This window comes from Bradyrhizobium sp. UFLA06-06 (assembly GCF_054820065.1).
Genome location: NZ_JADFUD010000002.1, coordinates 178499 through 192505 on the forward strand (window position 1 = coordinate 178499; position 14007 = coordinate 192505).

A 14007-nucleotide genomic window follows, 5' to 3' on the forward strand; every position below is an offset into this window, starting at 1 on the left:
AAGGCCTTCAGCGAATCCGTGCTAGCCTGAGGTCCGGTCCCAGCGAACCCGAGGCGGCACGCCATTGAACATTTCCCTCTATGACATCTCCGTCTGGGTATTGCCGGTGGTCATTGCGATCACGTTTCACGAAGCCGCGCACGGCTTCGTCGCGCATCGGCTCGGCGACGACACCGCCTGGCAGCTCGGCCGCGTCAGCTTCAACCCGCTGAAGCACATCGATCCATTCGGCACGCTGATCCTGCCTGCGGTGCTGCTGTTCGCGCATTCGCCGTTCCTGTTCGGCTATGCCAAGCCGGTGCCGGTGAACTTCCGCAAGCTCAAACATCCCAAGCTCGACATGGTGTGGGTGGCGCTCGCCGGTCCGGCCACCAACATCATCCTGGCGATCGCCGCGGCGCTGGCATTCCACGCGCTGCCATTGGTGCCGGCCGATGCCGCAAAATGGACCGCGGACAACCTGAAAAACGCCTTCCTGATCAACATCGTGCTCGCGATCTTCAACATGATGCCGATCCCGCCGCTGGACGGCGGCCGGGTCGCGGTCGGGCTGCTGCCAAGGCCGCTGGCGATCCCGCTCGCCCGGCTGGAGCCCTACGGCATGCTGATCCTGATCGGGCTGTTGATCCTGCTGCCGGTGATCGGCCAGCAAGTCGGCCTAAATCTTGATGTTATTTCAACGATACTGCGAACTCTGACCGGCTATGTAATCAACGCCCTTCTCCTCATTACCGGAAACACATAGCCTTGATCTGCGTATGATCCGACCGGAAAACCGGTAGCCTTTCTTCCGGGTCGTGCGTTGAGGACGGGAACGCTTCGAGGCCATGGTGATCAAAGCTGCCGATATGCTGATTGCACGACGCGCCGACACCCGCGCGCGGGCCGACTTTGCGACCTGGAAGATGATGGCCAAGCTGAACGGCGCCTCCGCCTTGCCGCCCGAAGCGCAGAATTTCCTGGCCATTTACAACAAGCTGCTGGGACAGATGAGCGAAGCCGACGCCGGCGAGGCGACCATCCAGCAAATGTATCGCACCTACTATGTCGAGATGGGCGGCGCGGGCAAAGCGCCGGAGGTTCCGGCGCGCGCGCGTGAGCCGGTGGCTGACAGCGGCAATGTCACGGCGTTCCGCCGCCTGCCCGCCAAGAAGACGAGCGCCTCCGACCCGAACGCCAGGCGCCCGATGCCGGTGGCGCTGATCTTCGCCTGCCTCGTCGTGGTCTACGTCGCGATCCGGTACTACTGGAAATAGCGCCGTCCGCGCTTCACCCTATCCGCGTTGGATGATCGACCTCCGCACACCGCGGCATCCCGTCGCGCGTCACCGGTTGCGCAATCGCCGTGGCGTGGAATATCGCGCACGAGCGATCGCGCCGGCGCTCTAGGCGATGCGCCCGATGCCGGGCATAATGCGGAACTCAAAAAAACAAAATCATACTGGAGGGAAGATGAAGCGTTCCATTGCAGCCTCGGTCACGACGGCCTTGGTCATGACCACGAGTCTTGCGTTCTGCGGCGGTGCGTCGGCGCAGACGATGGACAAGGTCGCCAAGGTCGGCGCGCTCGGCGATCAGTCCGGCCTCTATCAGGATATCGGCGGTCCCGGCTCGACGGTGGCGGCGCAGATGGCGATCGAGGATTCCGGGCTGCTGGCGAAGGGCTGGAAGATCGATCTGATCTCGGCTGATCACCAGAACAAGCCCGATGTCGCGGTCAACATCGGCAAGCAGTGGATCGATGTCGAGAAGGTCGACGTGTTCGTCGATCTCGCGGCCTCCAATGTCGGGCTCGCGATTGCCAACCTCTCGAAGGAGAAGAACGTCGTCAACCTGAACTCGGGCTCCGCCTCGTCCGACCTCACGGGCGCGCAGTGCTCGCCGAACACGGTGCACTGGGTCTATGACACCTACATGCTCGCCAACGGCACCGGCAAGGCGCTGGTGAAATCCGGCGGCGACACCTGGTTCTTCCTCACCGCGGACTATGCATTCGGCCAGGCGCTCGAGCGCGACACCTCGGCGGTGGTCACTGCGAATGGCGGCAAGGTGCTCGGCAGCGTCAAGCATCCGCTGAACAATGCCGACTTCTCGTCCTTCCTGCTGCAGGCGCAGAGCTCGAAGGCCAAGATCGTCGGTCTCGCCAATGCCGGCGGCGACACCACCAACGCGATCAAGCAGGCGGCCGAATTCGGTATCGTCTCGGGCGGCCAGCGGCTCGCCGGCATGCTGCTGTTCATCACCGACATCAACGCGCTCGGCCTCAACGTCGCGCAGGGGCTAAACTTCACCGAGACATTCTACTGGGACATGAACGACCAGACCCGCGCCTTCACCAAGCGCTTCATGGAGCGCTTCAAGAAGAACCCGCCGACCATGGTGCAGGCCGGCGTCTATTCGTCGCTGATCCACTATTTCAAGGCGCTGGAAGCGCTCGGCGGCAATCCGCATGACGGCCGCGCCGTGGTCGCCAAGATGAAGGAGCTGCCAACCGACGATCCCCTGTTCGGCAAGGGCTCGATCCGCGTCGACGGCCGCAAGATTCACCCGGCCTATCTGTTCGAGGTGAAGAAGCCGTCGGACTCGAAATATCCGTGGGACTATTACAAGCTGGTCGCCACCATCCCCGCGGATGAGGCCTGGCTGCCGCTCGAGAAGAGCGTTTGCCCGCTGGTGAAGAAGAGCTGAGACAGCGTCATTCCGGGGCTCGCGACTTCGTCGCGCCCCGGAGGGACAACAACTACTTCTTCGGCTTGTTGTAGTTGACGTCGAGGCTGAAGGAGAACTGATCGTCGGTCAGGTCGGCCGGCGGCGCCGGGACCGGATCGGACCGGTGGACCATCGAGATCGCCGCATCGTCAAAGGCGGCATCTCCGGACGATTCCAGCACGGCAACCGACAGCACCTTGCCCAGGCGATTCAGCACCAGGGCGACCTTCACCTTGGCCTCCTTGGCCTTGCCCTTCTCCGGGAATTTCTTGTGCAGGTCGAGATAAGCGCTGATCTTCTTGCCCCACTTGGCGGTCAGCAGCAGCTTGTCCTTGCCGATGCCTGGGTTGGGCGCCTTGGTGGTCTCCGACTGTCGTGCGTCCTCCAGCTTGGTCGGCGCGGCCGCCTCCGAAGCCTGCTGCGCTTCCTGCGCGTTGGTCTCGACCTTGGCGACCTTGGCCTCCTCCTCCTTCTGCTTCTTGGCGGTGTCTTCCGTCACGATGCGATCGGGGTCGTCGGACTCCACCGGCTTTTCCTGAGGCAGGTCGGTGTCCTTCACCTCGGCCTTCTGCTGCGCCATTTCCTGCACAGCCTGCTGCTCGTCAGCCAGCGGTCCGGGCGGTAAGGCCTCTTCGGTCGCATCCGCGGAAGCCAGCTCGACGGCGTACTCCGCGCCGGCCGCGCCAAGCCCCTCGTCGCCGTCGTCGCCGCGCAAATTGGTCAGCGCCAGTGCGGCACCGCCCAGATGAAGCCCGACCGCCGTCACGGCAGCGATCACCCAGAGCCGCTTCGAGGTCCGCAGGTCGAGATCGGGGTTGGTGGACATCGCGTTCGCCGTCAGGGTTTGGCCGGATCGGCCTGCGCGGCCGCAGGCGCTCCCGGAACGCCCTCGAGCGCGACCAGCTTCACATGCGTGTAGCCGCCGGCGCGCAGCAGCTCCATCACGCCCATCAGCTCGCCATAGGGTACCATCCGATCGGCCCGCAGGAACACGTATTTGTCCCGGCTCATGTCGGGTATGGCATCCAGCGAATTGACCAGGTCGACGCGCTTCACCGCGTTCTCCCCGATCGCCAGCGTGAGATCCGGCTTGATGCTGAGATAGGTCGGCTTGTCCGGCTTCTTCTGCGGCGTCGCGCTGGAGGTCGGCAGATCGATCGGAAGATCGACGGTCGAAAGCGGTGCCGCCACCATGAAGATGATCAGCAGCACCAGCATGACGTCGATGAACGGCGTGACGTTGATCTCGTGGGATTCCGCGAAATCGTCGTCGCCATCGTTTTCGGAGATCGAGACCGCCATCGCCTACTCCGCCGCCGCGGCGCGCGCATGCGCGCTGCGCGGAACGTCGCCATGGGTGCGGTCGAGGTCGCGCGACAACAGCCGTCCCGCGGCGCCCGAGGCGCGGTTGACGAGCTCGAGATAGACCTTCGTGACCCGCGAGAAGTGGTTGTAGATGATCACGGCCGGGATCGCCGCGACGAGGCCGATCGCGGTCGCGAGCAGCGCTTCCGCGATGCCCGGCGCCACCACGGCAAGGTTCGTGGTCTGCGACTTCGAAATGCCGATGAAGCTGTTCATGATGCCCCAGACCGTGCCGAACAGACCGACGAAAGGCGACGTCGCGCCGATGGTCGCGAGCAGGCCCATGCCGATGCGGATCTTGCGGGCTTCGGCGCGTACGATCTCGGCGAAGCTCGACGCCGCGCGCTCCTTGATGCCGCTGTCGCTCGAGATGCCCGCCGACAGGCGCCCCTCGCGCATCGCAGCCGCGATGAACGACGACAGCACGCTGCCCTTGGCGCCGAGCGCGAACTGCGCTTCGGCCAGCGACCGCGATTCAGCGATCTTGGCCAGCGCGCCACGCAGCTTGCGCTGCGCGACCGTCAGCTCGACCATCTTGGCGATGAACACGGTCCAGGTCACGAGCGAGGCGAAAGCGAGACCGAGCATCACCGCCTTCACGATGATGTCGGCGTTCAAGAACATATTCCACGGCGACAATTCGTGCAGGCCGGTCGAGGTCGACTTCAGCGACTTGCCGTCGCCGCTCGCGGGCGCAGCCAGGGAGGCCTCGTTCGCCGTCGGAGCCGCCGCGGCAGGGGCCGGCGCGGCCTGAGCCTGCGGCGTCGCTTGTGCCGGCTGGGCGGCCACCGGTGCGGCTTGGGCAGCCGCCGCAGGCTGGGCTGCCGCCGGCTGGGCCGCGGGTGCGGGCTGAGGCCGGGTCACGGGCGCGGGCTGCGCTACAGGCGCCGTTTGCTGCTGCGCCGAAGACGGCGCGGCCAGCATCAGCATCGCCAGCGAGGCGATCATGGCGGATGCAGCGGGGAACTTGAATGTCATCATCAGTTACACTTCAGCCCAGTGACGGATCAGGTTGTGATAAATCCCGGTCAATTTGACCGTTTCGGGGTCATCGCGCCCCAGCCGCTCCACCAGAGCCTGGATCGCTGTATCGAGATCAAAGATCAGGCTGCGCGCGTGTGCATCCCGTACCATGCTCTGCAGCCAGAAAAAAGACGCTACCCGCGTCCCCCGCGTAACCGGCGTGACCAGATGCAAACTGGAAGCAGGATAAACTACGAGATCCCCTGCCGGCAGCTTGATTTCATGGGATCCGTAGAGGTCTTCGATGACGAGCTCGCCGCCGTCGTAGTCCTCCGGCTCCGATAAAAACAGCGTGACCGAGAGGTCGGTGCGGATCCTCATCCCGGTCAGCCTGTCGCCGCGCACCGCATTGTCGACGTGCAGGCCGAAATGGTGCCCGTCGCTGGCGGCATAGCGGTTGAACAAGGGTGGAAAGATTCTAAGCGGGATCGCCGCCGAGATGAAGCGCGGGCTCGCCGACAGCGCCGACAGGATGCGGTTGCCGAGCTGCCGCGCGACCTCGCTGTCGGGCGGCAGCTGCTCGTTGCGCTTGACCATCGCGGACGCGGCGCCGGCGGTCGAGCGGCCGTCCTCCCATTCGGCTTGCGCCATGATGCGGCGGAAGTCCGCCACATCAGCTTTGCTCAATACGTTGGGAACACAGACCAGCATCTGTCGCCGCGAAGCCTCCGTCAGTAACGCGCAGAAACAACCAGATACGCGGCGCGTCCCGGCGCTTCGAGCACGAATGGCGCTGCGCTCTGGTACAGCGCGTCGTAGTAGCGCTTGTCGAAGATGTTGTTGACGAACAGCTTCATCGTCCAGTGCTTGTCGATCTTTGCTTCGGCAAAGGCGTCGAAGCGCCAGTAGCTCGGGATCGAGGTGCCCTGGTTGGCCGCGAGCAGCGTGCCGCCATAGACCTTCGAGCGGTACACCGCCTGCCCGCCAAGCTCCCACATGTCGGTGAGCTGGTACTTGGTCAGCATGCTGAACGACTGGTGCGCGACGTTGGCGAGCGGCAGTCCGACATTGCTGGAATACAGGATGGTGTTGGCCGGCGGCGCGAGCGACCTCGTCACTGCCGACTGCATCAGCACGAGACCGCCGAACACGCTCCATTTGTCGGTGATCTTGCCGCCGACGCCGAGATCGATGCCGCGGATGCGGTAAGCCGCGCCCGCGGTGATGCAGGAGATGTTGCCGGTCGTCCCGGTCGGATAGGAGCAGCCGAGCGCTGCGGCCGCGGTTGCGTTGTTCACGTTCTGCGATTCGCGCGCATTTTCCTTCTCGGTCTGGAACAGCGCCGCCGTCACCAGCAGATGACGATCGAACAATTCCCACTTGGTGCCGACTTCGATCGCCTTGTTCTTTTCCGGTCCGAAGATCTGGGTATTGCCGCCGTTCAGCACGGGAGACAAGCCGCCATACGCAGTGCTGGTGCCGTCGAACTCGGCGCCGACAGGGTTGGACGAGGTCGCATAGGCCGCATAGACGCTGCCGTTTGGCAACGGCTTCAAGGTGAGGCCGAGATTGAAGTTCGGCATCCCGAAGTCGGCCGACTGACTGCCGAACGTCGTCCTGTTGCCCGACGTCAGATATCCGGACGTGTTGATCTTGTAGTCGTCATAGCGGATGCCGCCATTGAGGATCACGAAGTCATTATAGTTCGCGGTATCCATGATGTAGCCGCTGGTGGTGTCGATCCCGATCTTGGTCGGCATCCCGGACAGCCCCGACGGAATCGGGAACGGAATGTTGGTGTATTGCGGATTGAACACGCTGACGCCGGAGAGCGATCCGCTTCCCGTGAAAGCCGATGTGCCGGTCGTTATTTCCGAGCTCAGGCCGAGATATCTGTCGATCGAGGACCGCTCGTTGTCGTATTCGACGCCGGCCGTCGTCGTGTGCTTGAAGCCGAGGCCGTCGACCGACTTGTAGGTCGCCTCGGTCTGGTTGGCGAACACGTCGGTGACCTGGTAGCGGCTTTGCGGATTGGCGCTCAGCGTATACGCCGTGAACGGGGCGCCGGCGGCCAGCGTCGGCGCTTCCGGCAGCGTGCCGATGTAGTTCTGGGTCGAGCGAGATTCCCGGATCTTGTTGCTGACCACGAGGTCCGGCGTGATCTGCACCTCGGCGTTGATGGTGCCGATGTCCTGCCCGGTCCTGAAGAAGTCGCGGTTGACGAAGCCGTAGAAATTGTTGCGGTTGACGCCGAAATCCGGGAACGGACCGCCGGCCGTGCTCGCGGTGCTCGGCCGGTAGTACGGCACGCCGAAATCCGGGATGCCGGTGAGCTCGGTGTGGATGTAGTTGCCGGTGATCTTCACCGCGTCGACTGGCTTCCACGTGCCGGCGACGAACGCGCCGTTGCGGTCGTCGGTGACATAGCTGCGGCCGGCGACGCCGGCATCCTGGAACAGGCCGCCGGCGCGGATCGCCAGCGTCGGGCTGATCACCTGGTTGACGTCGAGCGTCACGCGCTTGGTGCGATCGGTGCCGAACGTGGTGTCCATGTTGTAGAAGCTGTTCTGCGTCGTCGCCTGCTTGGTGACGATGTTGATCGCGCCGCCGGTGGTGCCGCGGCCTGCAAAGGACGAGCCCGGGCCGCGCAGGATCTCGACCTGCTCGGTGAAGAAGTTCTCGCGGACGCTGACGCCGGAGTCGCGCACGCCGTCGATGAAGATGTCGTTGCGCGCGTCGAAGCCGCGGATGAAGAAACGGTCGCCGAAGGCATTGCCGCCCTCGCCCGTGCCGAGCGTGACGCCGGCGGTCGACAGGATCGCCGACTTCAGCGATGTGGCGTTCTTGTCTTCGAGCACGTCCTTGGTCAGCACCGTGACCGATTTCGGCGTGTTCAGGATCGGCTCGGGATATTTCCCGGACGACTGCAGACGGTCGCCCTTGTACGGCGCGGCCGGATCCGCATAGGGATCGCGGTCGGCGGGAAGACCGCCGGCGTTGGGAAACGGCACCGGCGCCTGCTGTGCCTGCTGGTTGTTGCGGCGCGCGGCGCGGCGCAGCGCGTTGCGGGCGCGGACCTGGTCCGACGTGGGCTTTGACGTCACGGGCCGCGGGCGAGCGACCGGCGCATCGACATTCACCGGCGGCAGGTTGGATTGCTGCGCCTCGGCCCCCGAAAACGACGCCACCGCGATCAGGCTCGCGACTGCGGAGACCTTCGTGGCGGAATAACCGGTGTCATCAGCCGTACCGATCGCTGCATCAAAGCGCAGCGATCTCGGCGCCTTCATATTGCTCATGTCTTGCTCGCCCCAGAAAAGTCAGCCCGCTCGCGAAATGAAGCTGCGACGAACTGTCTCTTTCGGTTATCGAGCGTGACTTTTTTTATCAATGCGACGAGCGCAACAGTTGGCTTGAATCGCCCCAATTCAAAGCGATTCTAATCTACGGTTTGAAATCGTTCTAAACTGTAGTTTTTAAGCGTTCTAATAATCGTTCTAAATCGGTACTGCCCGTCATTGGCGGCCGCTTGCGGGGCGCTGTCCTTGCGTCTGCCCGATCACTCGGCGCTTGGTGGCTTCATCAGCGAAAACAGCTCGTCGATCGTCCGCTGCGCGACCTGCCGCACGCGGTCGCTGTTTTCGAGGCCGGCTATATTGACGCCGTTGACGACCGCTTTGATCTCGTCGCGGAAGTCGGTGAGAAAACGCAGCGGGTCCCGCTGCTCGTTGGCGACGCGCGCGATCAATCCGGTGACCAGGATCTGGCATGCCATCATGCGCCCGTTCAACTCATCCATCGCGGCCCTCATCCTCTCGCATCGTCGCTGCGCGATATGAACGACATCCCGCGACGTTTCAACCGGCTCGCGCAAGCTGCAACAGATGAACCGATGGAGAGCAGGATCTGCGCGCGATGAGGCGCGCTATTTCGCGGCGATGCGCTCCGCCTCCTCGCCGAGCGCCTTGATGCGATCCTTGACCTCGCGCAGCGTGGCGAGGCCACTTTCGACATGCTTGTCCGAGACGTCGCGCAACACGTCGCCGGCGATCGCGTCGCGCAGACTGTCGAGATCGTCGACGAGGCGGCGCCCGCTCCTGGTCAGGAACAGGCGATTGGCACGGCGATCCCTGGGATCGGGACGGCGTTCGAGCAGGCCATGCTCGACGAGGCGGTCGAGCAGCCGCACCAGCGAGATCGGCTGCAATTCGAGGACGTCGGCGAGATCGACCTGAGACAGTCCCTCCTGCTCGCGCAGGCGGAAGAGCACGATCCATTGCGCGCGCGTGGTGCCTCGCGCCTTGGCGCGATGATCGATATAATTGCGCAGCAGCCGGGAACTCTCGACGAGCTGCGCAATAAACTGGCGTTTGAGATCGAGCGACATAGGGGTCCTCGGTGCGTTTCCCAGACGAAATGTTTCTGCTCGTTTCTGACCTAAACCTTTCCAAATGTTTAGGATTCTCAAGCCTTGGTGTGTTTACACATTAAGTGCACGCATATTATATCCGCAAGCTCTGTGAACCGTTTCGATCACCCTTTATTGTTACGTCGAACCCAAGAGTCCGCATGTCGAAGTCACGCACCATCGGTTGGGTTTTAGTGATCGCTGCGGTCGGCGCCGCCGGTTATTTCGGCTGGCAGAAACACACGAGCAACCAGCAGGCTGCCGAAGCCGCGCAGAAGCGCTCCGCTCAACGCCCGGCCGTTCCAGTCAAGATTTCGCCGGTCGAGAAGGCCGACTTCCCGGTCTATCTCACCGGCCTCGGCACCGTGCAGGCATTCAACACCGTCCAGGTCCGCACCCGGGTCGACGGCCAGATCACCAGGATCGCCTTCAAGGAAGGCCAGTTCGTCAAGGCGGGTGACACGCTGGTCGAGATCGATCCGCGGCCCTATCAGGCGACGCTCGACCAGGCCAAGGCCAAGAAGGCCCAGGACGAAGCCAATCTCGCCAACGCCAATCTCGACCTGCAGCGTTACACCAAGCTCGGCGAGTTCGCGACGCGCCAGCAGCTCGACACCCAGCGCTCCACGGTGGCCCAGCTGACCGCCCAGATCTCCGCTGACGAGGCCGCCATCTTCAACGCCCAGACCCAGGTGGACTACACCACCGTCAAGTCCCCGATCGACGGGATTGTCGGCCTGCGACTGGTCGATATCGGCAACATCGTCAATGCCTCGGCGCAGACCGGCATTGTCACGATCACCCAGATCGAGCCGATCACCGTGATCTTCACCGCGCCGGAAGACCAGCTGCCGGATATCAAGGCGGCGCTGGCCGTGGCGCCGCCCAAGACCATTGCCCTGACCACCGACGGCAAGCGGGTGCTGTCCACCGGAACCCTGGCGCTGATCAACAATCAGGTCGACACCACCAGCGGGACTGTCCGGCTGAAGGCGGTGTTTGATAACAAGGACCACGCGCTGTGGCCGGGCCAGTCGGTCTCGACCCGGCTTCTGGTCAGAACCTTGAAGGATGCCACCATCGTCCCGGATGACGCGGTGCAGCATGGCACCGAAGGCCTCTACGCGTATTCAGTCAATCAGGAGAACAAGGCCGAGCTTCGCAAGATCAAGGTCAGCCAGTCGATCGACGGCAAGTCGGTGATCGACGAGGGCCTGTCGCCCGGACAGCAGGTGATCACCGCGGGCCAGTACAAGGTCTCGCCGGGAACCCTGGTGACGACGGCGGTGGCGAGCTCGGATCCGTCCCAGTCGAAGGTTACGCAGGAATGAGCGCCGGAATTTCCGCACCATTCATTCGCTTCCCCATCGGCACCTCGCTGCTGATGGCGGGCATCCTCTTCGTCGGCCTCGTCGCCTATCCGCTGCTGCCGGTCGCGCCGCTGCCGCAGGTCGACTTCCCCACCATCCAGATCACCGCGACCCTGCCCGGCGCCAGCCCCGAAACGATGGCGACCTCGGTCGCCCAGCCGCTGGAGCGCCAGTTCGCGCAGATCCCCGGCATCGCGCAGATGACCTCGACAAGCTATCTCGGCACGGCGGCGGTCACCATTCAGTTCGACCTCAACCGCAGCATCGACGGCGCCGCCAATGACGTGCAGGCCGCCATCAACGCGGCCAGCGGCCAGTTGCCGAAAACCCTTCCCTCGCCGCCGACCTATCGCAAAGTCAACCCGGCCGACTCGCCGATCATGCTGCTGTCGGCGACATCGGACACGCTGCCGCTGACGACGGTCAGCGACGCCGTCGACGCCCAGCTGGCGCAGCAGATCAGTCAGATCTCGGGCGTTGCGCAGGTCATCATCGGCGGCCAGCAGAAGCCGTCGGTTCGCGTCCAGATCGACCCTGCCAAGCTCGTCGCCAAGGGCCTGTCGCTGGAGGACGTCCGAGCCGCGATCAACATCGCCACCGTCGACAGTCCGAAGGGCAATATCGACGGCGCCACCCGCGCCTATACCATCTACGCCAACGACCAGTTGCTCACGGCGAGCCCGTGGAACGACGTCATCATCGCCTACCGCAATGGCGGGCCGCTGCGGATCCGTGACATCGGCCAGGCCGTCACCGGGCCTGAGGACGCCAAGCAGGCCGCCTGGGCCAACGGCAAGCGCGGCGTGTTCCTCGTCATCTTCAAGCAGCCCGGCGCCAACGTCATCGACACCGTCGACAAGATCAAGGCGACGCTGCCCCGGCTGGTCGCTGCGATCCCGCCGGCGATCAAGATCGACGTGATCAGCGACCGCACCACCACGATCCGCGCGGCGGTCGAGGACGTCCAGTTCACCCTGCTCCTGACCATCTTCCTGGTCGTGATGGTGATCTTCGTCTTCCTGCGCAGTTTCTGGGCGACCGTGATCCCGACGGTCACGGTGCCATTGGCGCTGCTCGGCGCCTGCGCGCTGATGTGGGTGTTTGGCTACACGCTCGACAATCTGTCGCTGATGGCGCTGACGATCGCGGTCGGTTTCGTGGTCGACGACGCCATCGTGATGCTGGAGAACATCAGCCGCTACATCGAAGAGGGCGAGAAGCCGATGGCGGCCGCCTTCAAGGGCTCGCAGGAAATCGGCTTCACCATCGTTTCGATCAGCATCTCGCTGGTCGCGGTGCTGATCCCGCTGCTCCTGATGGGCGGCATCATCGGCCGCCTGTTCCGCGAATTCGCGGTCGTGCTCGCGATGACGATCTTCGTCTCGATGTTCGTATCGCTGACGCTGACCCCGATGATGGCCTCGCGCTTCCTGCGCGCCCACAATGACGAGAAGCACGGTCGGTTCTACCAGCTCAGCGAGCGCGGCTTCGACGCCATGCTGCGCGGCTATCAGAGCGTGCTCGACCTCGCCTTGCGCTGGAAGTTCACGACGCTGATGATCTTCTTCGGGACGCTGGCGCTGTCGGTCTACCTGTTCGTCATCATCCCGAAGGGCTTCTTCCCGCAGCAGGACGTCGGCCTGATCACCGCGACCTCGGAAGCCAACCAGGACATCTCCTTTGCCGACATGAAGCGCAAGCAGGAGGAGCTCGGCAAGATCGTCATGCAGGATCCCGCAGTGGCGACGGTGGCGATGGCGATCGGCGGTAGTGGCCGTGCCGGCAATAACGGCGCGATGTACATCACGCTGAAGGCGCTGAAGGATCGCGACGCCAACGCACAGCAGGTCATCGCCCGGCTGCGGCCGAAGCTGGAGAAGGTTGAGGGTGCCCGGCTGTTCATGCAGGCGGCGCAGGACGTCCGCCTCGGCGGCCGCCCGACCCGCACCCAGTTCGAATTCACGCTGCAGGATGCCAACCTCGCCGAATTGAACGAATGGGCGCCGAAGATTCTCGGCAAGATGCAGACGCTGCCGCAGCTGCGCGACGTCGCCACCGACCAGCAGACCAACGGCACCACGCTCGAATTGAAGATCAACCGCGACACCGCCTCGCGCTACGGCATCCAGCCGCAGCTGATCGACGACACGCTCTATGATGCGTTCGGCCAGCGCCAGGTGACGCAGTACTTCACCCAGCTCAACAGCTACCACGTGATCCTCGAGGTGCTGCCGGAGCTGCAGGGCGCGATCGACACGCTGAACAATATCTACATCAAGTCACCGCTGACCGGCGAACAGGTGCCGATCTCGACATTCGCGACCTGGACCAGCGTGCCGGTCCGGCCGCTCTCGATCAGCCACCAGGGCCAGTTCCCGGCGATCACCATCTCGTTCAACCTGGCGCAGGGTGTTGCGCTCGGCCAGGCGACGGAAGCTGTACAGAAGGCGATGGTCGACCTTGGCGCGCCGCCGACCCTGAGCTCGAGCTTCCAGGGCACGGCGCAGGCGTTCCAGCAATCGCTGTCGACCGTGCCGCTGTTGATCCTCGCGGCGCTCGTGGTCGTCTACCTGATCCTCGGCATTCTCTACGAAAGCTACATCCACCCGATCACGATTCTGTCGACGCTGCCGTCGGCCGGCGTCGGCGCGCTCGCGATCCTGATGGCGGCCGGCTTCGACTTCTCGCTGATCGCGCTGATCGGCATCATCCTGTTGATCGGCATCGTGAAGAAGAACGGCATCATGATGGTCGACTTCGCGATCGCGGCCGAGCGCGACCAGCACATGGAGCCGGTGGCGGCGATCCGCCAGGCCGCCCTGCTCCGTTTCCGCCCGATCATGATGACGACGATGGCCGCCTTGCTCGGCGGCGTGCCGCTGATGCTCGGGACCGGCACCGGCTCGGAAATCCGCCAGCCGCTCGGCTATGCCATGGTCGGCGGCCTGATCGTCAGCCAGGCGCTGACCCTGTTCACGACGCCGGTCGTCTATCTCTATCTCGACAAGCTCTCCAACGCGTTTGCAAACTGGGGCCGCTCGCCGCCCGCCGACCACGACGCTGACGACGGCGAGCATGGATCGGTCAAGGAGGCCGCCGAGTGACTTGACTTTGCCGGCATCCCGGCACATCCGAAAGATGTCCATTTCGGAGCCGGTATCGTGAAGATTGTCGCAAAGTCGCTCTTCGTCC

General features: G+C 63.9%; 12 protein-coding genes. 5 read left to right on the plus strand and 7 right to left on the minus strand.

Annotation, left to right across the window (positions count from 1 at the left end):
• Window positions 1–64 precede the first annotated feature (64 nt).
• The 3 genes from IF803_RS02665 to IF803_RS02675 all read left to right on the plus strand — a co-directional run bounded on the left by IF803_RS02665 (window position 65) and on the right by IF803_RS02675 (window position 2688).
• A complete protein-coding gene (locus IF803_RS02665; protein ID WP_461191183.1) occupies window positions 65–745 on the plus strand; it encodes a site-2 protease family protein in 681 nt (226 codons plus the stop codon).
• Between the two features lie 103 nt (window positions 746–848).
• A complete protein-coding gene (locus IF803_RS02670; RefSeq protein WP_461191229.1) occupies window positions 849–1256 on the plus strand; it encodes a hypothetical protein in 408 nt (135 codons plus the stop codon).
• Between the two features lie 196 nt (window positions 1257–1452).
• Entirely contained in the window at window positions 1453–2688 is a 1236-nt protein-coding gene (locus IF803_RS02675; protein ID WP_038384091.1) for an ABC transporter substrate-binding protein, read from the plus strand.
• Window positions 2689–2740: 52 nt separating this feature from the next.
• Here the strand turns inward: IF803_RS02675 and IF803_RS02680 are convergent, their stop codons facing one another.
• The 7 genes from IF803_RS02680 to IF803_RS02710 form a co-directional block, all read right to left on the minus strand.
• The gene (locus tag IF803_RS02680; protein WP_069277763.1) at window positions 2741–3535 is read right to left on the minus strand and encodes a cell envelope integrity TolA family protein; all 795 of its coding nucleotides are present in this window, start codon (window positions 3533–3535) and stop codon (window positions 2741–2743) included.
• 11 nt (window positions 3536–3546) lie between these two features.
• Entirely contained in the window at window positions 3547–4011 is a 465-nt protein-coding gene (gene exbD / locus IF803_RS02685) for a TonB system transport protein ExbD (RefSeq protein ID WP_016847206.1), read from the minus strand.
• 3 nt (window positions 4012–4014) lie between these two features.
• Window positions 4015–5055: a tonB-system energizer ExbB gene (exbB, locus tag IF803_RS02690; RefSeq protein ID WP_461191184.1), complete on the minus strand. Its 1041-nt coding sequence runs from the start codon at window positions 5053–5055 to the stop codon at window positions 4015–4017.
• Between the two features lie 3 nt (window positions 5056–5058).
• Window positions 5059–5748: a Fe2+-dependent dioxygenase gene (locus IF803_RS02695; protein WP_028334318.1), complete on the minus strand. Its 690-nt coding sequence runs from the start codon at window positions 5746–5748 to the stop codon at window positions 5059–5061.
• Window positions 5749–5768: 20 nt separating this feature from the next.
• Complete coding sequence (locus IF803_RS02700) at window positions 5769–8336, minus strand: TonB-dependent receptor (RefSeq protein ID WP_461191185.1); 2568 nt, start codon at window positions 8334–8336, stop codon at window positions 5769–5771.
• 260 nt (window positions 8337–8596) lie between these two features.
• Complete coding sequence (locus IF803_RS02705) at window positions 8597–8836, minus strand: hypothetical protein (protein ID WP_028344615.1); 240 nt, start codon at window positions 8834–8836, stop codon at window positions 8597–8599.
• Between the two features lie 126 nt (window positions 8837–8962).
• The gene (locus IF803_RS02710) at window positions 8963–9424 is read right to left on the minus strand and encodes a MarR family winged helix-turn-helix transcriptional regulator (RefSeq protein WP_016841339.1); all 462 of its coding nucleotides are present in this window, start codon (window positions 9422–9424) and stop codon (window positions 8963–8965) included.
• A gap of 182 nt (window positions 9425–9606) precedes the next feature.
• On the opposite strand from IF803_RS02710, the gene IF803_RS02715 reads away from it, so the two are divergent.
• Together IF803_RS02715 and IF803_RS02720 are read left to right on the plus strand one after the other, a co-directional pair.
• Window positions 9607–10776, plus strand: a complete 1170-nt coding sequence (locus tag IF803_RS02715) for an efflux RND transporter periplasmic adaptor subunit (RefSeq protein WP_461191186.1) — start codon at window positions 9607–9609, stop codon at window positions 10774–10776.
• Window positions 10773–13919 carry an efflux RND transporter permease subunit gene (locus IF803_RS02720; protein WP_461191187.1) on the plus strand — a complete coding sequence of 1049 codons (3147 nt, stop codon included), beginning with the start codon at window positions 10773–10775 and terminating at the stop codon, window positions 13917–13919. Before IF803_RS02715 ends, IF803_RS02720 begins: the two co-directional genes overlap by 4 nt.
• Window positions 13920–14007: the final 88 nt, after the last annotated feature.